Source organism: Azorhizobium sp. AG788, assembly GCF_004364705.1.
GTDB classification, from domain to species: domain Bacteria; phylum Pseudomonadota; class Alphaproteobacteria; order Rhizobiales; family Xanthobacteraceae; genus Azorhizobium; species Azorhizobium caulinodans.
On record NZ_SOBM01000001.1, the window covers coordinates 248603 to 272215 of the forward strand.

Sequence of the window (23613 nt, forward strand, 5' to 3'; positions counted from 1 at the left end):
GTCCATCGCAGCCACTGTGCGCGCGAAAGCAGGCAGGGTCGAGGCCGCCTCACGCGCCGATGCGATCATGGAAATACTCGTAGATGGCCCGTGCCGTCGAGGCATTTACGCCCGGAACCTGCTCAAGATCGGCGAGCGAGGCCCGTTCGATGGCCTTGAGGGTACCGAAGTGCCTCAGCAGCGCGCGCTTGCGGGTCGGGCCGACGCCGGGGATGGCCTGAAGGCCGGCATCCGAAATGTCCTTCTTCCGCCGCGCCCGGTGCGAGCCGATGGCGAAACGGTGGGCTTCGTCCCGCAGGCGCTGGATGAAATAGAGCACCGGATCGCGGGGCTCCATGCGGAACGGCTGCTGGCCGGGGATGAAGAACTGCTCGCGGCCCGCCTCGCGGTCGAGACCCTTGGCGATGCCCACCATCGGCACGTCGGTGATGCCGAGCTCGTCCATCACCGCCCGCGCCGCATTGAGCTGGCCGAGGCCGCCGTCGATCAGCACGAGGTCGGGCCAGGGGGAGGCATCATCGGCGGCTTCCTGCACCTCGGCCGGGGTGGGCGGGAGCGGGGCGGGATCGACCGGGATTTCGCCGGGCTCGCCGCGCGTGCGCCACGTCTCCTGCGCGGCGGCGGCGGGGGCGGGAGGCGGAGCGGGCAAATCCGTCGGAGCTGGCGCCAGCGGGGCCACCGCAGGCGCCGCCCCACCGCGCGGGGCTTCCCGCAGCAGGCGGGAGAAGCGGCGGCGCAGCACCTCGCGCATCATGCCGTAATCGTCGCCGGGCACGAGGTCGGCGGACTTGATGTTGAACTTGCGGTACTGGCTTTTGCGGAAGCCTTCCGGCCCCGCCACGATCATGCCGCCCACCGCATTGGTGCCCATGATGTGAGAGTTGTCATAGACCTCGATGCGCTGGGGCGGCTTCTCCAGCTTGAAGGCGGCGGCGACACCGTCCAGCAGCTTGCCCTGCGTCGCCGTCTCCGCGAGCTTGCGGCCCAGCGCCTCGCGGGCGTTCTGGAGCGCGTGGTCCACGAGATCACGCTTCTCGCCCCGCTTGGGGGCGCTGATCTCCACCTTGTAGCCCGCCTTCTGCGACAGGGCCTCGGCGATGAGATCCTGCTCCTCCACCTCGTGGCTCAAGAGGATGAGGCGCGGGCAGGGCTTGTCCTCATAGAATTGCGAGAGGAAGGGGCCGAGCACGTCCTTCTCGTCGAGCGAGCGGTCGGCGCGGGGATAATAGGCGCGGTTGCCCCAGTTCTGGCCGGTGCGGAAGAAGAAGACCTCGATGCAGGTGGCCCCGCCCTGCTGGTGGCAGGCGAAGACGTCCGCCTCCTCCACCGAGCGGGGGTTGATGCCCTGGCTGCCCTGCACGGCGGACAGCGCCGCGAGACGGTCGCGCAGGCGGGCGGCGCGCTCGAATTCCAGCTCCTCCGCCGCCGCTTCCATCTCCTTCGCCAGTTCCTCCTTGATGGCGCGCGAGCGCCCGGCGAGGAAGGCGCGGGCCTCGCGCACCAGCTCGGCATAATCGGCGGTGCTCACCTCGCCCGTGCAAGGGCCGGAACAGCGCTTGATCTGGAACAGCAGGCAGGGGCGCGAGCGGTTCTCGTAATAGCTGTCCGAGCAGGAGCGCAGGAGGAAGGCGCGCTGGAGCGCGTTGATGGTGCGGTCCACCGCCCAGACGCTGGCGAACGGCCCGTAATAGTCGCCCGGCCGCGAGCGGGCGCCGCGATGCTTGAGGATCTGCGGCGCCGGATGGTCGGCGGTGATGAGGATATAAGGAAAGGACTTGTCGTCCCGCAGCAGCACGTTGAAGCGCGGCTTCAGCTGCTTGATGAGGTTCGCTTCCAGCAGCAGCGCCTCGGGCTCCGTCGCGGTGGAGACGAACTCCATGCTGGCGGTGGCCGCGATCATGCGGGCGATGCGGTTGGTGTGGCCGACGAGGCGCGTGTAGCTGAGGATGCGCTTCTTGATGCTCTTGGCCTTGCCCACGTAGAGCACCGTGCCGTCCGCCCCCAGCATGCGATAGACGCCCGGTCCTGTCGGCGCGTGCTTGGCTGCGCGGGCGATGACGGCGCGGCCCGTGGCGAGGGGACCCTCGGCGGGCTCGGCCTCGTCGCTCTCCTCCGCGAGGGGCAGGGAGGCTTCGTCCTCGGTCTCGGGCAGGAGGTCGGCGTCGTCCGGCGTGTCGGGCAGGTCGTTCGGGAGGCGGCTCGTCATGGGCGGAAGGTAGGGATTCGCCGGGCCGAGGGCCAGAGGCCAGCCTTTGCATCCCCCAATCCATGGACAAGGCGTAAAAAACTACTACCAATCAGCCCGGTACCTGCCGGGGGGCTTCATGTTCGGTTTCCTGTCCATCCGCTCCAAGGTTCTGGCCATGCTGCTCATCTGCGGCATCGGCTGTCTGGTGGCGGCGAGCCTTGTCGCCATGCGCAGCGGAACCACGACGCTGAAGTCCAGCATCTTCGACCAGCTCACCACCCTGCGCACCGCCAAGGCGGCGCAGGTGGTCAACTGGTTCCAGGACGTCTCGGACGACTTCAGCGACATCTCGCAGGATGCCTCGACCATTGCCGGCATACAGGCCTTCTCGGCCGCCTACCTGCGGGCCGGCGTCGGCGCGTCCGCGACGCCCACGCCGGAGCTCGATGCCTATTACAAGGACAAGTTCCTGCCCTCCTTCGCTATGCTCGTGGATGCGCCGCTGGTGCCGCGCGGCTTTCTGCCGGCGAGCCCGGCCGCCCTGCGGCTTCAGGCCGCCTATGTGACGCGCAACGCCAATCCGGTGGGCACGGAGGGCGTGTCGCGGGAGGATACCGGCCAGCCGGCGGACTCCGGCCTTGCCGCCTATGACGATGCGGTGGCGCGCTTCCAGCCCTTCTTCCGCCGGGCCGTGGAAACCCACGCGCTGGAGGACATCCTGCTGGTGGACGCGAGGAGCGGCACCATCGTCTATACGGTGGCCAAGCGGACCGATCTCGGCGCCAGCCTGAAGAGCGGGCCCCTCTCCACCTCCGGCGCCGCCCGCGCCTTCAGCCGCGTGATCGAGGGCGGCGGGGTGCCCGGCCATACGGTGCTGGAGGACTTCTCCGCTTACATTCCGGCGGGCCTGCGCCCCTCCGCCTTCATCGCGGCGCCGGTCTTTTCGGACGGCAATCTCGTGGGCGTTGTCATCGGCGTGCTGTCGGTCAAGCAGATCAACGCGCTCATGACCAACGACCGGCATTGGGAAGAGGCCGGGCTGGGACGCACGGGCGAGGTCTATCTCGTCGGCGTCAACGAGCTGCTGATGCGCTCGCCCTCGCGCTTCCTGATCCAGGACCCGGCGGCCTATTTCAAGGCGCTGGAGGCCACGGGCGTGAGTTCGGAGACGCTCGCGCGCATCAGGCACTTCGACTCGCCCATCATGGCCCAGAAGGTCAGCACGGAGGCGACGCGCGAGGGCCAGAAGGGGCGCTCCGACACCCAGATCGTGGCCGATTACCGGGGCGTCTCCACCCTGAGCTCCTGGGGGCCGGTGGCGGTGCAGGGCCTGCACTGGATCGTGGTCGCCCAGCAGGACGAGGCGGAGGCGCTGGCGCCGGTGGACGGCCTGCGCCACTCCATCCTGGTGGTGGCGGCGCTGGCGGCGGTCATCCTCACAGCCATCTCGGTGGCGCTCGCCAGCGTGTTCACCCGCCCCATCCAGGCGGTGCTCGCCGGCGTCAACACGCTGGCGGCGGGCGACGAGAGCGTGCGCATTCCGGTGAAGGGGCGCGACGAATTTGCCGACCTTGCCCGCGCCTTCAACGCCATGGCCAACGAGATCGCCGAGCGCTCCGCCCGCATCGAGCAGAAGACGGTCGAGTACGAGCAACTGCTGCGCAATTTCTATCCCGACCTCATCGCCGACCGCATCCGCAATGGCGAAGGCGCCTTCTCCGAGCATGTGCGCAACGTCTGCGTGGTGGTCCTCATCATCGAGGGCTTCGAGGGGCTGGTGCGGGGCGGCAGCGGCGAGACGCTGGAGCGCGTCAATGCCGTGGTTGGCGATCTGGACGAACTGTGCACCGCCGGCGGGCTGGAGAAGATCCGCACCATCGGCGAAACCTATATGGCCGCCTGCGGCCTCTCGACGCCGCGCCTCGACGCCGCCCAGCGGGGCCTTGCCTTCGTGGAGCAGGTGAGCGGTGCGCTCGACCGCCTGTCGCGGGTCTATGAGGTCGAGCTCTCGGTCCGCGCTGGCGTCGCGCTCGGCGACGTGGAGGTGGGCATCGTCGGCCGCCACCGCATGCTTTACGACGTGTGGGGCGCCACCATGCTGGAAGCCCGGCGCATCGTCTTCGACGCCGAGCCGGGCACCGTGCGGGTGACGGAGGCGGTCTTCCAGCAGTTGAGCGTGCGCGAGGGCTTCGAGCCCAAGGCGGAGATCACGCTGTTCGACGACACGCCGGTCGCCACGTGGCAGCGTCCGGCCGCGCCTGCGCCCGCCGCCGAGAGCCGGTGAGACGGCGATGCTCAGCGCGCAGATCGCCCAAGAGGTGCCGTGGACGATCCTGATCGTCCTCGGCTTTCCGCTCCTCACGGTTCTTCTCATCGAGCTGACGCGGCGTTTCGCCGGGCCGGACTCGGCGGCGCGCCGGCCGATCAAGGCACTGCAGATGATCGTGGTGCCGGCAGGCGCCGTCTGGATCATCGTCCACGAACTGCTGCACCTGCCGCCGGACGGCCTGACGGTGAAGATCGTGGACACGGCGGTGGGCATCCTGCTGCTGCACGCCGTCTTCACCATCCTCCAGAGCCTCATCATCGCCTTCAGCGAAACCGTGGGGCGCCTGCCGGCACCGCGCCTGTTCTATGAGCTCGGCTCGTCCGCGGTGGTGGCCATCGGCGCGGCCATCATCGTGTCCACCATCTGGGACGTGGACCTCGGCAGCCTGCTGGGGGCGCTCGGCATCGGCTCGGTGGTGCTGGGCCTCGCGCTTCAAAACGTCATCGGCGGGCTCGTGGCGGGCGTGATCGTCTTCTCCGGCCGCCACTTCAATCTCGGCGACTGGCTGCAGATCGACGGCACGCCGGCCAAGGTGGTGCAGATCGACTGGCGGGCCATCACGGTGGAGACCCTCTCCGGCGAGCGCATCGTGGTGCCGAGCGCCAACATGTCCAGCGCTTCCTTGCGCATCACCCGCGCCCGGCAGTCGGTATCGGTCGCGACCGACGTGTCCCTGCCGCCCGGCACCGCGCCGGCGGAAGCCAAGGCCCTCCTGCTGGAGGCGGCACGGGACGTGCCCCAATTGCTCGACGCCAATGCCGTTGCCTGCCGCGTCAAGCAACTGGGCGGCACGGCAATCGTCTATGGCGTGTCCTTCCCGGTGGCCGATGCCAGCCAGGTGGTGAAGGCGCGCGACGCCTTCCTGCACCGCCTCTGGTACGTCGGCCAGCGCCACGGCGTCTCCGTGGCCGAGGGCGTGAGCGCGGAAGAGCTTTATGGCACCGACACCCCGCAGACCCGTCTTGCGGCGCTCGCCGGCACCGGCGCCTTCGGTGCGGTGAGCGACGACCTGCGTGTCGTGGCGGTGGACGCGCGCCTGCGCCTCTATGCGGCGGGCGAGATCATCCTGCGGGCGGGGGAGGCGGCCCCTTATTTCCTGGTGCTGCTGTCCGGTGCGGCCCGGGTGAGCCTGCCGGCCGGCGGGGTGGTGGAACGCCTCGCGGATGGCGCGCTCTATGCCACCCGCGACGCCTTCCGCGGCACGCCCTCGTCCGTGGAGGTTCTGGCGGAGAGTGAGGTTCATCTGCTGGAAGTGCCTGTGGCCGCCATGGAGCGCCTGCTGGAGCGCCACCCGGCGCTGGCCCAGAGGGTGGACATGATCGTCGAGGCGCGCACCGCCGCGCTCGCCGACTCGCTGGCAGGCAACGGCGGCGCGGCCGCTTAAGACTCTCTTCACCAGCTTCGCAGGCCGAAGCGGAGCGGCGACACTTCCTTTGCCTTTGGAAGCCTTACTCGCTGCAAGGCGGGACGACCCCCTCCCGTCCGCAATGAGGAGAGTTCCATGAAGACCCGCATCATCGCGGCCTTGGCCGCGACGCTGGCGGCGAGCCCCGTGGCGGCAGCCGATCTCAGCTACGGCAACAGCTATGGCTATGCACCGGCGGCGGCCGCGCCTGCCTCCTGGACCGGATTCTACGTCGGCGGAAACATCGGCTACGGCTGGGGCTCGGCGGGCGCCGATTCCCCGAAGGGATTCCTGGGCGGCCTGCAGGCCGGCTACAATCTTCAGATGGCCGGATCGCCCATCGTGCTCGGTCTTGAGACCGACTTCGACTGGGCCGGCATGAACGACGGCAATTACAGCCAGGACTATATCGGCACGGTGCGGGCCCGCGCGGGCTTCGCCTTCGACCGCGTCCTCATCTACGGCACCGCCGGCTTCGCCTATGGCAAGGGCTCCTACCAGGTGTTCGGTCTCAGCAACAGCCAGACCTCCTACGGATGGGCCCTGGGTGCCGGTGCGGAATATGCGATCGACCGCAATTGGAGCGCGCGTGCAGAATATATGTACGTCGATCTAGGCAACTCGACCTATGGCACCTGGGTCGGCCCCACCAACGTGAGCTATGACACAAGCGTTCTTCGCGCAGGTGTGAACTATCGTTTCTAGTCTCTTAACGTCAGTCGACGCCGCGGAAATCTTGAAACCAGAAGGCTTTTTTCGTGGCGTCGGCTGCAATTGTGTCGCGATCTGGAACCTCTGCCGCAATTTTGCCGTGCTTTCAAAAGGAGGTGTTGCGCTAGGGTGACAGACGGGGCGGCGATCCCGATGTATGGTCCGCCTCACTGGTTCTTCGTCGAAAAACACAAAAGGTGTTCCCATGTTGAAGCGCGCTCTCGCCGGGGTGTCGGCCCTGGCTCTCCTCGGCTGCGGCGCCGCCTCTGCGGCTGACCTCGCCACCAAGTACCCCGTCAAGGCCATTGCGCCGGTCGTGCCCGTGTTCTCCTGGACCGGCTTCTACATCGGCGCCAACGTCGGTTACGCCTGGGGCTCCACCGACTTCCACGGCAACACCCGCACGGGCCTGCCCTACAGCTACTCCGTCGGCGGCCAGGACGACTGGCTGGGCGGTGGCCAGATCGGCTACAACTACCAGTTCGCCAACAACGTCGTGGTCGGCATCGAAGCTGACATCGACTGGACCGGCATCGGCAGCTCCGGCGTCGCCGTGAACGGCCCGCTCGCCGGCCAGACGATCAACGGCTCGCTCGACTACTTCGGCACCGTCCGCGCCCGTCTCGGCTACGCCTTCGACAAGTTCCTGCCCTACATCACCGGTGGTGCTGCTTGGGGCCATGTCGACTACGGCAACATCTACGGCGTCGGCACCTCCTCCACGAACTGGGGCTGGACCATCGGCGCGGGCTTCGAGTACGCCGTCACCAACAACATCACGGCTGGCCTCGAGTACCTGTACGTGGATCTGGGTGGCAACAACTACCTGTTCCCGAACCTGACCTCGCTGGACACCTCGTTCAACATGAGCGTCCTGCGCGCTCGCGTGAACTACAAGTTCTGATCCGGACCTTTCCGGTGACGAGAACCCCGGGCGAAAGCCCGGGGTTTTTTATTGCCCCGACTCTGCCGCATTTGGTCCTTGCCTCCCCCAAGGCACGCCGCAGGTTCGCTGGCTGCCGTAAGGTGCTGCCACCCCCTTCGGCCGATATGCAACAGGTGTTGCTGATATCGCGCGCCTTACCTCTCGCGGTCCCCGTCTGACGCACCGCCACGTCCGCGCTGCCGCTATTCGGCCATCTGCCCGCTGCCATCGCTTTGCCCAGACCGTGCCATGCCCTTGCCCGCCTCGCGGGCGATACGAGGGGGAATGGGCTTTCAAGTGAAGGGTAGAGCGTGATGAAATCGGTTCTGGTCACGGGAGCGCTGGCGAGCCTGCTGTTCGCTGCGCCCGCCATGGCGGCCGATCTGTCCCGGCCGGCCCCCGTGATGCCAGCGAGCGCCGTGAGCGCGCCGCCGGTCTTCTCCTGGACGGGATTCTATATCGGCGCCAACACCGGCTATGCGTGGGGCTCGGGCAAGGGCAGCGCGGATGCGCTCGGCCTCGATCCCGACGGATGGTTCGGCGGTGGTCAGGTCGGCTACAACTACCAGTTCCAGAACAACATGCTGGTGGGCCTCGAGGCGGACGTGCAGGGCGGCGGCATCAGCGCCGGCAACGGCCCGGTGTCCAGCAAGCTCGAATCCTTCGGCACCGTCCGCGCCCGCCTAGGGTATGCGGTGGACCGCGTGCTGCCCTATGTCACCGGCGGCTTTGCCTGGGGCAACAACAAGATCACCGACTTCGGCACGAGCCAGTCCCAGACCCTCACCGGCTGGACGGTGGGCGGCGGCGTGGAGTACGCCCTCACCAACAATTGGACCGCCCGCGCCGAGTATCTCTACACCGATCTCGGCAAGGCCGATTACAAGGCGCTCGGCGAGGCTGGGGTCGCCGCGTCAACGGCGCGGCTCGGCGTCAACTACAAGTTCTGACGCATCGGACAGCGCGCGGGCAGGTCCCGCGTCCGGCACGACGGGGGTCGTGATGAGGGGGCGTGGCGCGAGCCGCGTCCCTTCTGCTTTTCCGCCGGAACCGGCCCGTTTGTGGCGGCGCGGTAACACGCGGACGTAATTCTTGAACGGCGAAACGTCGCGGAATTGATGTGGCGCCTCGCTTTGGCCCGCCCCCCCATGATAGGAGCGCAGCCGAAGTTCAGTAGGCAAGAGGGCTGAAATGGCTCGTGATTCGGCGGCCTCCGTGGCGCGTCCCCTTCGCGTCGGCGTCACCGGCATTGGCATCATGGGCTCCAACCACGCCCGCGTTCTGGCGGAACTGCCGGGTGCGGAGCTGGTGGCGGTGGCCGATCCGGACACGGCGCAGGCCGGCCGCGTGGCCGAGGTGCTCGGCTGTCAGGCGGTGAGCGATCATCACGGTCTGCTGGAACTGGGTCTCGATGCGGTGATCGTCGCCGCCCCGACCCATCTCCACCATTCCGTGGCGCTCGATGTCATCAATGCCGGCTGCTCGGTGCTGGTGGAAAAGCCGGTGGCCTCCACCGTGGAGCAGGGGCGCGAGATCGTTGCCGCCGCCAGGGCCAAGGGCGTGACGCTCATGGTCGGCCATGTGGAGCGCTTCAATCCGGCCGTGCAGGCGGTGAAGAAGGCCATCGAGGGCGAGGAACTCCTCTCCATCGCCATCACCCGCGTCGGTCCGTTCCCGCCGCGCATGTCGAACGTGGGCGTGGTCATCGACCTCGCCGTGCATGACATCGACCTCATCCGCTGGTTCACGGGCTCGGACATCGTCGAGGTGCAGCCGCAGACCTCCAGCGCCATGGCCGAGCGCGAGGACATCGCTCTGCTCCAGTTCCGCACCGCCTCCGGCGTACTGGCCCATATCAACACCAACTGGCTGACGCCCTTCAAGGCGCGCACGGTGCATGTGGCCACCCGCAAGAAATACGTCATCGGTGACCTGCTGACCCGGCAGGTGACCGAGTGCTTCGACTACCGCCCGGACGGCTCCTATTCCATGCGCCACCTGCCGGTGGCCTATGCGGAGCCCCTGCGCACCGAACTCACGCACTTCCTTGATGCGGTCCGCACGGGCGGCACGCCGCCGGTGTCGGGCGAGGAGGGCGTTGCGAGCCTGGAGATCGCCATCTCCTGCCTCACCGAGCGGGTGGAGGCGGCCGCCCGCGCCAAGGTGCGGCGCGCCGGCTGAGGCCGGGCGCCTTCATACCAGACGCGGGGCCTCCGGCTCCGCCTGTCCCATGCCGATCGCCCCGCGCCTCTGCGCGCGGCCTGCCAGGAACGTGTGCCCATGACCTCGACCGCTGCCCAGCTTCATCCGGCGCCGGCTTTCGCCCAGCCCATCCCCTTCATCGACCTCGCCGCCCAGAAAGCCCGTCTCGGGCCGAAGGTGGACCAGGCGGTGCAGGCGGTGCTGGACAGCTGCCGCTTCGTGAACGGGCCGGAAGTGACGAAGTTCGAGGCCGAACTCGCCGCCTTCGCCGGCGCCAAATATGCGGTCTCCTGCTCCAGCGGCACGGATGCGCTGGCCATGCTGCTGATGGCCTGGGGCATCGGCGCGGGCGATGCGGTCTTCTGCCCGGCCTTCACCTTCTGCGCCACCGCCGAAGTGGTGCCGTGGGTGGGCGCGACCCCGGTGTTCGTGGACGTGAGGGCGGATACCTTCAACATGGACCCGGCGAGCCTTGAGCAGGCCATTGCGGTCGCCAAGGAAAAGGGCCTCACCCCCAAGGTGGTGATCCCGGTCGATCTGTTCGGCCAGCCGGTCGACTATGACGCGATCCTGCCGATCGCCGCCAGGCACGGCCTCAAGGTGCTGTGCGACACCGCGCAGGGCTTCGGCGGCACCTGGAACAACAAGCGCACCGGCTCCATCGGTGACGCCACCGCCACCTCCTTCTTCCCGGCGAAGCCGCTCGGCTGCTACGGTGACGGCGGTGCCATCCTCACCGACGATGCCGACCTCGTTGCCGTGCTCAAGAGCGTGCGCGAGCACGGCCAGGGCGTGGACAAGTATGAGAATGTCCGCATCGGCATGACCGCGCGCCTCGACACCATCCAGGCCGCGGTGCTGCTGGAGAAGCTCGCCATCTTCGAGGACGAGATCGCCGCCCGCGAAAAGGTCGCCCGCCGCTACAACGAGGCGCTGGCCGACATCGCCACCGTGCCCTTCGTCGATCCGCGCGCTTCCTCCGTGTGGGCGCAGTACACGCTGCGCTTCGCCCCCGGCGTGCGCGATGCGCTGGCGAAGGCGCTTCAGGCGGAGGGCATTCCCACCGCCGTCTATTACCGCATCGCCATGCACCGCCAGCCGGCCTATGCGCAGTATCCGGCCGCTGCCGAGAGCCTGCCCGTTGCGGAGGGCCTCTGCGCCGAGGTCATCAGCCTGCCCATGCACGCCTATCTCGATGAGGCGACGCAGGACAAGATCATCGCCGCCGTGCGCCGCGCCGTCGGCAAGTGATCTCCGCCGCCGAAGGCGGCCGGACGAGGTTCAGGGGCGCCGCGAGAGATCGCGGCGCCCTTTTCGTTTCTCCCGTGCAACGTCGGGCGGGCGTGTTTGCCGATTCCGGTTTGCGGCTTTTGGCTCTACAAGTCGGGGCATGAGCGCGACCGCCGAGCGCCAGCCAGAGAGGTGGCGGGGGCGGGCGGTCTCCCTCAGGTTGAAGCAGCGGCAGGACGTGCGGGTGGTGGAGCAGGACGTGACGGGCGCGGCCCGAGGTGGGAAGGGCAACGCCGCGGCGCGCGCCCTCAAGGTTCTCCTCTTCCTCATTCTCGTGGCGCTGGTCCTCGTGCTGGTCGCGCTCCAGCAGCGGGCCCTCGGCGGCTATGGCGCGGAGATGTCCGCCGACAATGCGGACGAGGCGAGCCACTTCATCAGCGGCCTGATGATCGCGGACTATCTGCGCAGCGGCCTCTCCCAGCACCCGCTCGCCTTCGCCACCGACTATTATCTGCACCTGCCGAAGGTGGCGATCGGCCACTGGCCGCCGCTCTATTATCTCGCGGAGGCCGGTCTCTTCCTTGCGTTGCCGCCGACGACGCCGGTGGCGCTGCTCCTGCCGGCGCTGCTGGCGGCGCTGCTGGTCGTGACCACGGGATGGATGGCGGCGCGCACGCTGGGGCCGCTCCAGGGCGTGGCCGTGGGCGTGGTGTTGCTCGCCGCGCCGCTGCTGCGGCAGGCGATGCTGGTGATCCAGCTCGACCTGCCCGTCGCCTCTCTGGCCCTGCTGGCGACGCTCGCCTATGCGCACTTCCTGCGCACACAGCGAGTTGGGCCGGCGGCACTCTTCGGCCTCATCGCCTCGATTGCGATCCTCACCAAGGGCACCGCCGCCGCGCTGGCGCTGCTGCCGCCGCTGGTGGTGCTGCTCGGCGGGCGCTTCCGCCTGATGCTGCGCTGGGGCTTCTGGGTGCCGCTGCCCATCGTGCTCGTGCTGGCCGGCCCCTGGACGGTGATGACCGCGAAGATGGCGGCGAACGGCTTCCAGTATGAGGCAGGCGTGGACTTCATCGATCTCGCCATCGCCACTTATGCGGACGGCCTTTCGGCGGCACTCGGCGGCCTGCTCCTGCTGCTGGCCGGCGTCGGCATGTCACTCGCTGTGGTCCGGAGCTGGCGGGGACGGGCGCAGGCGGATCTCTGGGTGGCGCTGGTGGCCCTGGCGGTCGCCTTCTTCGTCTTCCACTGCCTCATGCCGTCGGGCCTCGACCCGCGCTACATGCTCCCCGTGGTGGCGCCGCTCATCCTGCTTGCGGCCTATGGCGCGACGGGGCTGCTCGGGATGCTGACAACGGGCTGGCCGACGCTCAAGGGGCTCGTGGCGGCGCTCGTGCTGCTCATCGGGGCCCTGCCGGCGCTCATGACGCCGGTGGAGAAGCGCCCCATCGGCATGGGCGCGGCCGCCGAAGCCTTCCTTGCCGGACGTCCGGACAATCCGCTGGTGCTGGTGGGGTCCGATGCCATGGGGGAGGGGGCCTTCATCTCCACCATCGGCCAGCAGGACCGTGCCCGGCGCATCATCGTTCTGCGTGGAACCAAGATGCTGGCGCGCACCGACTGGAACGCAACCTCGTATCGGCCGTTGGCCAAGGACGCGGCGGATCTCCTGCGGCAGCTCGATGCCGTGGGCGTCGGCCATGTGGTCGTCGATACCTCGGCGGCTGCGCAGGCGCTGCCGCACGACCGGCAACTCGAGGAGGCCATCGCGGCCTTCCCAGAGCGCTTCCGGCTGATCGCCAGCTATCCGCGTGCGGACGCGCGGGGCGAGGTCCGGCTTTACGAGCTCACGGGCAACGGCGACCGGACGCCGGACATGAAGGATCTTGCGGCCCGCATCATGGCTGACAAGGCGAACTGAAACCGCAACAGGCGGAAGGAGAAGCCCGATGGGTCGGATGGTGGATGGGGTCTGGCACGGACAGGAAGATTTCCCCACCGACGCGGGCGGGCGCTTCACCCGGCCCGATTCCGTGCTGCGGCACTGGGTGACGGCGGACGGCAGCCCCGGCCCCACGGGCGCGGGTGGTTTCAAGGCCGAGCCGGGCCGCTACCATCTCTATATCGCCCGCGCCTGCCCCTGGGCGCATCGGGCCATGATCTTCCGGACCTTGAAAGGTCTGGAGGACGCCATCTCCTTTTCCGTCACCCACTGGCTGATGGCGGAGGAGGGCTGGACCTTCCATCCCGGCCCCGGCGTCATTCCGGACTCGAACGAGGGCGTGACCCGCATGCACGAGCTCTATGCCCGCTCGGACGCCGCCTATAGCGGGCGCGTGACCGTGCCGGTGCTGTGGGACAAACAGACCCGGCAGATCGTCAATAACGAATCCGCCGACATCATCCGCATGCTGAATTCCGCCTTTGATGGCGTCGGCGCCAAGCCCGGCGACTATTATCCGGCCGAACTGCGGGCGGAAATCGATGCGGTCAACGACCGCGTCTACAAGACGCTGAACAACGGCGTTTATCGCTGCGGCTTTGCCACCACGCAGGCGGCCTATGAGGAGGCGCTGGCGCCTTTGTTCGAGACGCTGGACTGGCTGGAGGAGCGCCTGTCCCGCCAGCCCTATCTCATGGGCGACCGGCAGACGGAGGCGGACTGGCGGCTCTGGACGACGCTGCTGCGCTTCGATCTCGTCTATGTGGGCCACTTCAAGTGCAACGTGCGCCGCATCGTCGATTATCCGGCGCTCTGGGCCTATACCCGCGCGCTCTATCAGGTGCCGGGCATCGCCGAGACCGTCGATGTCTTCCACATCAAGCACCATTATTACGAGAGCCACCGGGGCATTAACCCGCGCGGCATCGTGCCGGTGGGGCCGGAGGTGGATTTCACCGCACCCGTGGAACGCCCGGCCGCTTGACGGGGCGGGCGGCGCCTCCCACAAGGCGCCATGCGCGCGCTGAAGGATTATTCGCTGAAGGAATGGGCGGCGGCCGAGCCGCTGTTCCATCGCTTGCGGCGGGCGCGCAACGTGCTCGTGGACCGTGCCTACCGCCGCCGCACCGCGCCGGGGCAGGCGGAACTGGTGGCGCGCCTGCGCGAGAGCCGGGCCCCCGCGCTCGCCTTCACCATCGCTTTCAACCTGCCCGAGGCCATCGCCCTGCTGGCGGACGGGATGGCGCGCTTCGCGCCCGGCATTCCGCTGGTGGTGTGCGACAATTCCAGCCGGCCGGAGGCCCGCGCCGCCATCGCAGCGCTCTGCGCCGCGCGCGGGCTCGCTTATTGCCCGCTGCCGCCCTCACCCTTCAAGGGCGGGCGCAACGGCTCGCGCTCCCATGGCGTGGCATTGAACTGGGTGCTGCACAGCCTCATCCGGCCCGTCGCGCCGAGAGTCTTCGCGTTGCTGGACCACGATCTCGTGCCGCTGGCGTCGGTGGACCTTCCCGGCCTCGTCGCCCACCAGCCGGCCTATGGCATGGTGCGGCGGGGGGAGCGGTTCGGCGGCTGGTATCTCTGGCCCGGCTACAGCGTGTTCGATCTCGACGCGCTGGGCCATCTGCCGCTCGATTTCGGCACCGATACGCCGCTGACGCTGGACACCGGCGGACAGAACTGGGGCGTGCTCTACCGCACGCTTGATCCCGCGCGCCTCGAACGTGCCACCACCCGCACCGCCTGGATCGCCGATCCTGTCACGGGAACGCCAGAGCCCTATCTGCTGGCTGATGGCTGGCTGCATGTGGGCGGCGCCGGCCATCGCGGCGGCGGGGCGCAGGCGCTCGCCACTGTGCGCGCGGCCTATGACGCGGACCCGGAGGGGCTTCTCGCCCGGTTGCTGGAAACGGCGACGGACTGATCCGAGGCGCCCACGCGGGCAATAAAAAAGCCGCCGGGCGAACCCGGCGGCTGAAATCGTCAGAAGGAAACGGCGCCTCACTCGGCGGCGGTCGCCTTGGCCTTCTTCGCGCGATCGTCGGTGCGCTCGGCGATACGGGCGGACTTGCCGCGACGGTCGCGCAGGTAATAGAGCTTGGCGCGACGCACCTTGCCGCGACGCACCACCTTGATGCTGTCGATCAGCGGCGAGTAGATCGGGAACACGCGCTCCACGCCCTCGCCGTAGGAAATCTTGCGGACCACGAAGTTCTCGTTGAGGCCGCCGCCGTTGCGGGCGATGCACACGCCCTCATAGGCCTGAACGCGGGTGCGCTCACCTTCAACCACCTTCACGTTGACGATGACGGTGTCGCCGGGCTGGAATTCCGGGATCGTCTTGGTTTCGGAAAGGCGGGCGGCCTGTTCGGCCTCAAGCTGCTGAATGATGTTCATTGTCGCCAACCTCTAGCAGCGCTTCGGGAATAAGCCGTCTCCGGCCGTGCCCCGGCGCCACATCGTGTCGTTGTAAGTTAAGGGACGCGCTCACATACAGGAGAAAGGGACAGATGTCATGCCCTTTCCTTCATGGCAGCGTCATCTTCCCCACGGGACGCGGCGCGCAGCCTCACTTTTCCGCCTTGGCGAGAAGGTCCGGCCGGCGCTCGCGGGTGATGGCGAGCGCCTGCGCCCGGCGCCAGGCGGCGATCTTCGCGTGATCGCCGGAGGTGAGCACCTCGGGGATGCCAGCGCCCTCGAAGAGCTGCGGGCGGGTGTATTGCGGATATTCGAGCAGGCCGTCGGAGAAGCTCTCCTCCGTGCCGCTCTCGGTCTTGCCCATGACGCCGGGGATCAGCCGCACGCAGGCATCCAGCGTCAGCAGCGCCGCCGCCTCGCCGCCGGAGAGCACCACGTCGCCCACGCACACTTCTTCCAGATTGCGGCCGGGGATGATGCGCTCGTCCACGCCCTCGAACCGCCCGCAGAGGATGACGGCGCCGGGCCCCGCGGCGAGGTCGCGCACGCGTGCCTGCGTCAGCGGGCGGCCGCGCGGGGTCATGAGCAGGCGAGGGCGGGGATCATCCGGTGGAGAGACGGCGTCGATAGCGCGGGCGAGCACATCGGCCCGCATCACCATGCCGAGCCCGCCGCCGGCCGGCGTGTCGTCCACCGAGCGGTGCTTGTCCAGCGCATGGTCGCGGATCTGCACCGCCTGCAGCGCCCACAGCCCGTTGGCCAGCGCGCGGCCGGCCAGCGCATGGCCGAGCGGCCCCGGAAACATCTCGGGATAGAGGGTGAGGACGGTGGCGCGGAAGGTCATGGCGCAGGAATGGGGGAGCCGGCCCGTGCCGTCAACTTGACGGCAGGCGGGCTCAGGCCTGATCGGCGTCCTCGGGCGGGGTCTCGTCGGGATTGGTGTCAGGCACCACCACGATGCGTCCGCCGGGCACGTCCACCACCGGCACGGCGGCCTTGGTGAAGGGCAGCAGCAGCGTGCGCCCGCCACCTTCGGGCGTGTATTCGAGCACGTCGCCGGCACCGAAATCGTGCATGGCCAGAACGGTGCCGAGCAGCGCACCGCTCTGATCTTCCACCCGGAGGCCCATGAGATCGGCGTGGTAGAAGGTGTCCTCGTCCTCCGCCGCCGGCAGGGCGTCACGGGGCACGAAGAGGTCGGTATTGGTCAGGGCCTCGGCCGCGTTGCGGTCGGCGATGCCCTCGAGCCTGGCGACGAAATGATCCTTGGCCGCCCGCAGCGACTGGACCTTGAAGCGGCGGGCGCCGCTCTCGTCGGTCAGCGGATAGCGCTTCAGCGCCAGCGGGTCTTCGCCGAAGGCGAACAGGCGCACCTCGCCCTTCACGCCATGGGGCGCACCGATGCGGGCGATGAGAATGCGATCTGTCATGGGCTGCGGATACCGAAAACACGAACCGGCCTCGGGTGAGGCGGGGATCTGAAGCGTTAACTTTGCCGCCGGCGCGACAGGCTCTCTCTCCCGCTTGCGGGGGAGGGTCGGGGAGGGGGCAGGGGCGTGGCCTATCCCCTTCCACCCATGGCGGACGTCACGTCTGCGGATGTGTCCCGCCGTTCCCCCTCCCTGCCCTCCCCCGCAAGCGGGAGAGGGTGAAATCGGAGAGGTCGGCGCAGAACACGAGCCGCCTGTCTGGCTACGGAACTGGACGCCACCGCCACCGGAACAGGCTCCCTCTCCCGCTTGCGGGGGAGGGATGGGGAGGGGGCAGTGGCGCGACCCTTCAGCCGCGCATCCCCTCCGGCCGAAATCACTCGGCGGACGCGGCCTCGGAGGCCTCGGCAGCCTTGGCGGCACGCTCGGCGGCGCGCTCCTGGGCCTTCTTGCCGGGCTCGGCCTTCTTCGGGTTGTTGCGGGCCTCACGCTTCAGCAGGCCGGCGGCGTCGAGGAAGCGGGCCACGCGGTCGGTGGGCTGGGCGCCCTTCTCGAGCCAGGCCTTGGCCTTCTCGGCGTCGAGCGTCACGCGCTCGGCGGCGTCCTTGGCCAGCAGCGGGTTGAAGGTGCCGATCTTCTCGATGAAGCGGCCATCGCGCGGGGAGCGGGCGTCGGCCACAACGATGCGGTAGTAGGGACGCTTCTTGGCGCCGCCGCGGGCGAGACGGATCTTGAGGGACATGGGACTTTCCTTTCAGTGTCTTCGTGTTCGTGTGTCTTGATTTCAATCGGCCGACCGCTGATCCCCATGGGAGCAAGCGGCGGGCGTCATTTCTTCTTCGGGCCGCCGAGGCCGGGCAGGCCGGGGAAGCCCTTGGGCAGGCCCGGAGGCAGGCCCTTGCCGAGGCCGGGAAGGCCACCGGGGAAGGTCGGGGGGAGGCCGCCGCCACCGGGCAGGCCGCCCGGCATCTTCTCGGCCATCTGCTGGAGCATTTCCGGCGAGGGGCCGCCGGCCCCCATGCCCATCATGCTGGCGAGGCCGGCGAGCGGGCCGCGCTTGCCGGCGGCGCCGCCCATCGCCTTCATCACATCCGCCATCTGGCGGTGCATCTTGATGAGGCGGTTGATCTCCTCGACCTTGGTGCCGGAGCCGGAAGCGATGCGCTTCTTGCGCGAGGCGTCGAGCACCTTCGGATTGCGCCGCTCCTGCCGGGTCATGGAATTGATGATGGCGACCTGGCGCTTGAACACCTTGTCGTCGAGATTGGCGGCGGCGATCTGGTTCTTCACCTTGGCGATGCCGGGCAGCATCCCCATCAGGCCGCCCATGCCGCCCATCTTCTGCATCTGGAAGAGCTGGTCGCGCAGGTCTTCCAGATCGAAGACGCCCTTGCGCATCCGCTCGGCGGTGGCCTTGGCCTTCTCGATGTCGAGATTCTCGGCGGCCTTCTCCACGAGGGCCACCACGTCGCCCATGCCGAGGATGCGGCCGGCGACCCGCTGGGGATCGAAATCCTCCAGCCCATCCATCTTCTCGCCCGTGCCCAGCAGCTTGATGGGCTTGCCGGTGACCGCGCGCATGGAGAGCGCGGCGCCGCCGCGCCCGTCGCCGTCGGCGCGGGTCAGCACGATGCCGGTGATGGAGACGCGGCTGTCGAAGGCCTTCGCGGTGTTCACCGCGTCCTGGCCGGTGAGGCTGTCGGCCACCAGCAGCACTTCGTGCGGGTTGGTGATGGCCTTCACCTCGGCCACTTCCGCCATCAGCGCTTCGTCGAGGGTGACGCGGCCGGCGGTGTCGAGGATCACCACGTCGTAATTGCCGAAGCGGGCGGCATCCATGGCCCGCTTGGCGATCTGCACGGCGCTCTGGCCGGGCACGATGGGAAGGGTATTCACCTCAACCTGCGTGCCCAGCGTCGCCAGCTGCTCCATGGCCGCCGGGCGGCGGGTGTCGAGCGAGGCCATGAGCACGCGGCGGTTGCCGCGCTCGGTCAGGCGCTTGGCGATCTTCGCGGTGGTGGTGGTCTTGCCCGAGCCCTGGAGGCCGACCATCAGGATCGGGACCGGGGCGGGAGCATTGAGGTCGATGGGGTCGGCGTCGGAGCCCAGCGTCTCCACCAGCACGTCGTGAACGATCTTCACGACCATCTGGCCGGGCGTCACCGACTTGATGACCTCGACGCCCACGGCGCGCGCGCGCACCTTGTCCGTGAAGGAGCGCACCACGTCGAGGGCGACGTCCGCCTCGATCAGCGCCCGCCGGACCTCGCGCATGGCCTCGCCGACGTCGGCCTCGGTGAGAGCGCCGCGCCGCTTCAGCTTGTCGAGTATGCCGCCAAGGCGGTCTGAAAGGCTGTCGAACATGGGTCCGTCCTGATCACTCCGGCCGGGACCGGAGTTGGGGTTCGCAAGGCCGGCGGCTGGCCCGCCGGGTCTTGTCTCTCTGCCGCGCCACAGATGGGGTATGATCCCAATGGCGCAACGAGAAACGCGCCCGAGGGCGCAACGCGCTGTCGGGCGGTGACCTCCGGACCCTCGGTCCGGTCGGCGGATCGGCGATGCCGTCCTCTTGAAGCGCGAGCCCTTAGCACTGAAAATGGGCCGAGGCAATTTAAACGTGCCGTCCGGCCACGCCGAGGGCAGCGATGCTGGCGCAAGCCTAGGGCTCTAGAACCGGCATGGAATATGCGGGCCGTGCGTCCGCGTGCCCGCCTTCGCCATCGTGAGAGGCCCGATGACGTCCGCCACAGGTCTGCTGTCCCGCCGCGATTTCCTGGCCGGTGCCGCCGCGCTCCCGCTTGCTGCGGGCGGGCTCGGCCGGGCGATGGCGACGCCACTCAATGCGCCCTTCAGCGTTGGCGCCTTCCGGATCATGCCCATTCTCGACGGCCCCTTCGGTCTCACACCGGCCCTGATTCCCGATGCCGATTCCGTGGAGGGCGAGAAACTGGTGGAGCGGGCGGGCCTGCCCAAGCTCGGCCCCTGGCCGCAGCCGGTGAACGTCTTCGCCATCAATCGCGGCGACCGATTCTATGTGGTGGACGCGGGTGCCGGAGCGACGCTGGGGCCTGATCTCGGCAAGGCCGCAGAGCGCCTTGCCGCTGTCGGCGTGCCGCCCGAGCGGGTCAACGCGCTGCTCATGACCCATCTCCATGCCGACCATGCGGGCGGCCTGATGAAGGCGGACGGCACGGCCCTGTTCCCCAATGCGGAACTGGTGGTGCAGCAGATGGAGGTGGCTTTCTGGAGCGACGACGGCGCGATGTCGCGCATGCCGACGTCCATGGAGCCCATGTTCATGATCGCCCGCAAGGCGCTGGAGGCCTACAAGGGCCGCGTCCGCACGGTGAACGGCAGCGGCGAGGCGGTGCCGGGCATCACCTTCGTGCCGCTGCCCGGGCACACGCCGGGCCATGCGGGCTTCCTGCTGGCGGACGGCAAGGAGCAGTTCCTCATCTTTGCCGACACCATCCATTCCGCTTTGCTGCAATTCCCCCATCCCGCCTGGACGGTGGTGTTCGACGTGGACGCCTCACTCGCCGCCGCCACCCGCCGGGGCATCCTCGATCGGCTGGTGATCGACAAGATCGGCGTCACCGGCTCTCATATTCCCGACCGGGGCCGGATCATCGCCCGGCAGGCGGGTTACGTACTGGTGGATTGAGGGGCCGTGGCGGCCCCGTACGCGGGGCACGCATGGCATCACGTTTCTTCCTGACGGCTCTTCTCGGCCTTCTCACATTCGCGCCCGCTTCCGCACAGGAGGCGGCGGCGACGGTGCGCAACGAGAGCGTGCCGACGCTTTGCGCCGAGACGGACAATGTGGCGCTCACCTTCGCCGCGCCGGGCATCAGCCGCCTGCGCATTGCCGCCGTCCATCCCGCTTACATCGGCACGCTGTCCGTGGACCGCATGGCGCCGGACTTCACCGCCTGCGACATGAGCAAGGATCCCGCCGTGCCGGCGGTGCCGAAGCGCGTGACCTTCTTCGAGACGCCCGACCTCTGGCTCACCGGCTACACTTTCCCCTCCTTCTGGCGGCCGGCTGCCGTGCCGTTCCGCGTGGGCGACAAGGTGGTGGAGGGGCTGCATCTGGTTCAACTCTGGGTGCGCCAGCAGGACCGGGCGGAGGAGGTGCTGGTGGTCTATCCCCCGGACGGCTACTGGCGCGCCCGCCCGCTCTCGCCGAGCCATCTGCCCATGACCGGCTATGGCTCGTCCTTCCTCGTCGGCCCGGTGGAGACCGAGGGGCGGCCGCTGGTGAAGCTGAAGGAGATCGCCTTCGATCCGGCCACGCGCTCCTTCACGCTCACCTTCGCGGGCGGCGGCACCGCGCGGATGCATCTCGCGACTCTGGACCGCGAGCAACTGGCGCTGGACGTGACCTTCGATCGGCCGGTGGCGGGCGCCCCCTTCGCGGCGCTGCGCTCCATGTATGTGACCGAATTCAACGCCGACGTGGCGCGGCTTGCCTGGAAGGCGCCGGGCGAGAAGGGCTGGGGTGAGGCGCCGGTGATGACCTATCCCGGCGGACTGGCCAGCGAACTCTGGGCGGGCCGCCTCGTGCCTTCCCGCCACAACACCAGCGCCCCCGACATGGTGTTCGGCCCGTTCGGCACGAAGTGATGCCGAAGCGGGCGGTGCTGGGCGGGACCGGAGCGTGATTTCTTCTGCCGTCCGCCCCTCCTGACCGTGCCTGCCCCCTCCCAACCCTCCCCCGCAAGCGGGAGAGGGCTTTCCCGCCGGGAGTTCAGGAGCATCGCCTCAGCCAGCGCGACAGGCCCCCCTCTCCCGCTTGCGGGGGAGGGTAGGGGAGGGGGCAAGCGAGCGATCGAAGGGGAGCAGGCGCGGGAAAGAGCGGCGGACGGTCTCAAAACAGGCCCCGAAACGAAAAGAGGCGGCGCGTGGGCCGCGCCGCCTCTTTCATCGAGCGAAACCGCGCGGGGCTCAGACGCCGCCGATGCAGATGTACTTGATGTTCAGATAGTCGTCGCAGCCATACTTGGAGCCCTCGCGGCCGACGCCGCTCTCCTTCACGCCGCCGAACGGGGCCACCTCGGTGGTGATGACGCCGGCATTGACGCCCACCTGCCCATATTCCAGCGCCTCGGAGACGCGGAAGGCGCGGCCGAGATCCTTGGTGAAGAAGTAGCAAGCGAGGCCATATTCGGTGCTGTTGGCATAGCGAACGACCTCCTCCTCGGTCTCGAACTTGAAGAGGGGCGCCATGGGGCCGAAGATTTCCTCACGGGCGAAACCCATGTCCTGCGTCGCATTGGCGATCACGGTGGGCTCGAAGAAGGTGAGGCCGAGCGGGCTGCGCTTGCCGCCGGTGACGATCTGGCCGCCCTTGTCGGTGGCGTCCTTGAGCAGGCGTTCCACCTTGGCGACCGCCTTCTCCTCGATCAGCGGGCCGGCGACCACGCCGTCGTCGAAGCCGTTACCGATCTTGAGCTTGCGCACCGCTTCCGCGAACTTCTCGGCGAAGGCGTCATGGATGCCGGCCTGCACATAGATGCGGTTGGCGCACACGCAGGTCTGGCCGGAGTTGCGGAACTTGGAGGCGATGGCGCCTTCCACCGCCGCATCGAGATCGGCATCGTCGAACACGATGAAGGGGGCGTTGCCGCCCAATTCCATGGAGATCTTCTTCATGGTGTCGGCGGACTGCTTCATCAGCAGCTTGCCCACCGGCGTGGAGCCGGTGAAGGTCACCTTCTTCACGATGGGGTTGGAGGTCATCTCCAGCCCGATCTCCTTGGCATCGCCGGTGACGATGTTCACGCAGCCGGCCGGGATGCCCGCCATTTCCGCCAGCACGCCCCAGGCGAGGCCCGAATAGGGGGTCAGTTCCGCCGGCTTCGCCACCACCGTGCAGCCGGCAGCAAGCGCCGCGCCCACCTTGCGGGCGAGCATGGAGGAGGGGAAGTTCCAGGGGGTGATGGCGGCCACCACGCCCACGGGCTCCTTGGTCACCATGATGCGGCGGCCGGCCCACGGGGAGGGGATGGTGTCGCCGTAAAGGCGGCGGGCTTCCTCGGCGAACCAGCGCACATAAGCGGCAGAGGCGCCGACCTCGCCCTTGGCCTCGGCGAAGGGCTTGCCCTGCTCGGTGGTGAGCAGGCGCGCAAGATCACCCTGGTTGGCGAGGATGATGTCGGCCAGCTTGTGCAGGGCGCTGGCGCGCTCGGCGGCGGTCTTGGCGCGCCAGATCTTGAAGGCGTCAGCGGCGGCCTCGATGGCGCGGCGGGTCTCGGCGCGGCCGGCGTGCGGAATGGTGCCGATGATGGCGCCGGTGGCCGGGTTGTTGACCTCAATGGTCGCGCCGCTGTCCGCGTCGACCCAGGCGCCGCCGATGAGGTTCTGCTCGCGCTGGAAGGGGAGCGGCTGCGCGGCGGGGGAAGACTGGGAAGCGGTCTGGGCGGCCATCGGCATCTCCTGTGCGGCCGGCTGGCACGACGGGCTCCACCGGCGGAACACCGCGCGCGCCCGTGGCGGGCCGCGCGAATACCGCTGTCATATAGGGAAACGGCTGCCCCGTGCGAGGGGGCAAGCGGAGTTTCTTTGGGCGGGATCTATAGCCGGAGGCTATCGCACGCACGTAATGGAATGGAAGGGCACCACCTGCTCCTTGTGGTTGTCCCCCGCCGAGACATAGCAGCGCAGATAGTCCTTGCCCACGCTCATGGGCGCATAACCGGTGATGGTGGTGCCGCCGATGACCTGGATGACGATGGCCTGACCATCCTTGGCGCTCACCAGATCCATGATGGCTTCACGGAAGTCGTTTTCCTTGTTCTGGCACCGCATGGGATTTGCTCCTCCTGCTCAGGACGCAT

The 23613-nt window shown here is 68.5% G+C and carries 20 protein-coding genes; 12 read left to right on the forward strand and 8 right to left on the reverse strand.

The features are described from left to right. Positions 1-49: 49 nt before the first annotated feature. A complete protein-coding gene (gene uvrC, locus DFO45_RS01190; protein ID WP_133863432.1) occupies positions 50-2206 on the reverse strand; it encodes an excinuclease ABC subunit UvrC in 2157 nt (718 codons plus the stop codon). Positions 2207-2324: 118 nt separating this feature from the next. On the opposite strand from uvrC, the gene DFO45_RS01195 reads away from it, so the two are divergent. The 10 genes from DFO45_RS01195 (at position 2325) to DFO45_RS01240 (ending at position 14850) form a co-directional block, all read left to right on the forward strand. Further along, positions 2325-4472 (forward strand): adenylate/guanylate cyclase domain-containing protein, encoded by a 2148-nt coding sequence (locus tag DFO45_RS01195; RefSeq protein ID WP_133863433.1) that lies wholly within the window; start codon positions 2325-2327, stop codon positions 4470-4472. Positions 4473-4479: 7 nt separating this feature from the next. Beyond that, positions 4480-5901, forward strand: coding sequence for a mechanosensitive ion channel family protein (locus tag DFO45_RS01200; protein WP_133863434.1), 1422 nt, complete (start codon positions 4480-4482; stop codon positions 5899-5901). A 117-nt stretch (positions 5902-6018) separates the two neighbouring features. After that, positions 6019-6627: an outer membrane protein gene (locus DFO45_RS01205; RefSeq protein ID WP_012172483.1), complete on the forward strand. Its 609-nt coding sequence runs from the start codon at positions 6019-6021 to the stop codon at positions 6625-6627. Positions 6628-6838: 211 nt separating this feature from the next. Continuing rightward, complete coding sequence (locus DFO45_RS01210) at positions 6839-7537, forward strand: outer membrane protein (protein ID WP_012172482.1); 699 nt, start codon at positions 6839-6841, stop codon at positions 7535-7537. Between the two features lie 335 nt (positions 7538-7872). Then, positions 7873-8508, forward strand: a complete 636-nt coding sequence (locus tag DFO45_RS01215; protein WP_133863435.1) for an outer membrane protein — start codon at positions 7873-7875, stop codon at positions 8506-8508. 241 nt (positions 8509-8749) lie between these two features. After that, entirely contained in the window at positions 8750-9739 is a 990-nt protein-coding gene (locus DFO45_RS01220; RefSeq protein ID WP_012172480.1) for a Gfo/Idh/MocA family oxidoreductase, read from the forward strand. Between the two features lie 99 nt (positions 9740-9838). Beyond that, positions 9839-11011, forward strand: coding sequence for a DegT/DnrJ/EryC1/StrS family aminotransferase (locus tag DFO45_RS01225; protein ID WP_133863436.1), 1173 nt, complete (start codon positions 9839-9841; stop codon positions 11009-11011). Positions 11012-11150: 139 nt separating this feature from the next. Further along, complete coding sequence (locus DFO45_RS01230) at positions 11151-12908, forward strand: hypothetical protein (protein ID WP_133863437.1); 1758 nt, start codon at positions 11151-11153, stop codon at positions 12906-12908. A 28-nt stretch (positions 12909-12936) separates the two neighbouring features. Further along, positions 12937-13914 carry a glutathione S-transferase family protein gene (locus DFO45_RS01235; RefSeq protein ID WP_133863438.1) on the forward strand — a complete coding sequence of 326 codons (978 nt, stop codon included), beginning with the start codon at positions 12937-12939 and terminating at the stop codon, positions 13912-13914. Between the two features lie 30 nt (positions 13915-13944). Next, positions 13945-14850 (forward strand): hypothetical protein, encoded by a 906-nt coding sequence (locus DFO45_RS01240; RefSeq protein ID WP_133863439.1) that lies wholly within the window; start codon positions 13945-13947, stop codon positions 14848-14850. 77 nt (positions 14851-14927) lie between these two features. On the opposite strand, the gene rplS is transcribed toward DFO45_RS01240, so the two are convergent. The 5 genes from rplS to ffh form a co-directional block, all read right to left on the reverse strand. After that, the gene (gene rplS, locus DFO45_RS01245; RefSeq protein ID WP_012172475.1) at positions 14928-15323 is read right to left on the reverse strand and encodes a 50S ribosomal protein L19; all 396 of its coding nucleotides are present in this window, start codon (positions 15321-15323) and stop codon (positions 14928-14930) included. 172 nt (positions 15324-15495) lie between these two features. Further along, on the reverse strand, positions 15496-16188 hold the full coding sequence (trmD, locus tag DFO45_RS01250; RefSeq protein ID WP_133863440.1) for a tRNA (guanosine(37)-N1)-methyltransferase TrmD: 693 nt from the start codon (positions 16186-16188) through the stop codon (positions 15496-15498). Positions 16189-16240: 52 nt separating this feature from the next. After that, entirely contained in the window at positions 16241-16774 is a 534-nt protein-coding gene (rimM, locus tag DFO45_RS01255; RefSeq protein ID WP_012172473.1) for a ribosome maturation factor RimM, read from the reverse strand. A 376-nt stretch (positions 16775-17150) separates the two neighbouring features. After that, a complete protein-coding gene (gene rpsP / locus DFO45_RS01260; protein ID WP_133863441.1) occupies positions 17151-17516 on the reverse strand; it encodes a 30S ribosomal protein S16 in 366 nt (121 codons plus the stop codon). Positions 17517-17602: 86 nt separating this feature from the next. After that, positions 17603-19138 carry a signal recognition particle protein gene (gene ffh, locus DFO45_RS01265; RefSeq protein ID WP_133863442.1) on the reverse strand — a complete coding sequence of 512 codons (1536 nt, stop codon included), beginning with the start codon at positions 19136-19138 and terminating at the stop codon, positions 17603-17605. A 370-nt stretch (positions 19139-19508) separates the two neighbouring features. Between ffh and DFO45_RS01270 the strand changes: the two genes are divergently transcribed. Further along, a complete protein-coding gene (locus tag DFO45_RS01270) occupies positions 19509-20438 on the forward strand; it encodes an MBL fold metallo-hydrolase (protein ID WP_043880563.1) in 930 nt (309 codons plus the stop codon). Positions 20439-20470: 32 nt separating this feature from the next. Then, a complete protein-coding gene (locus DFO45_RS01275; protein WP_133863443.1) occupies positions 20471-21400 on the forward strand; it encodes a hypothetical protein in 930 nt (309 codons plus the stop codon). Positions 21401-21721: 321 nt separating this feature from the next. Here DFO45_RS01275 and DFO45_RS01280 read toward each other — a convergent pair whose 3' ends face one another. Continuing rightward, complete coding sequence (locus DFO45_RS01280) at positions 21722-23203, reverse strand: NAD-dependent succinate-semialdehyde dehydrogenase (protein ID WP_133863444.1); 1482 nt, start codon at positions 23201-23203, stop codon at positions 21722-21724. Positions 23204-23362: 159 nt separating this feature from the next. Then, the gene (locus DFO45_RS01285; RefSeq protein ID WP_133863445.1) at positions 23363-23584 is read right to left on the reverse strand and encodes a hypothetical protein; all 222 of its coding nucleotides are present in this window, start codon (positions 23582-23584) and stop codon (positions 23363-23365) included. Positions 23585-23613 lie beyond the last annotated feature (29 nt).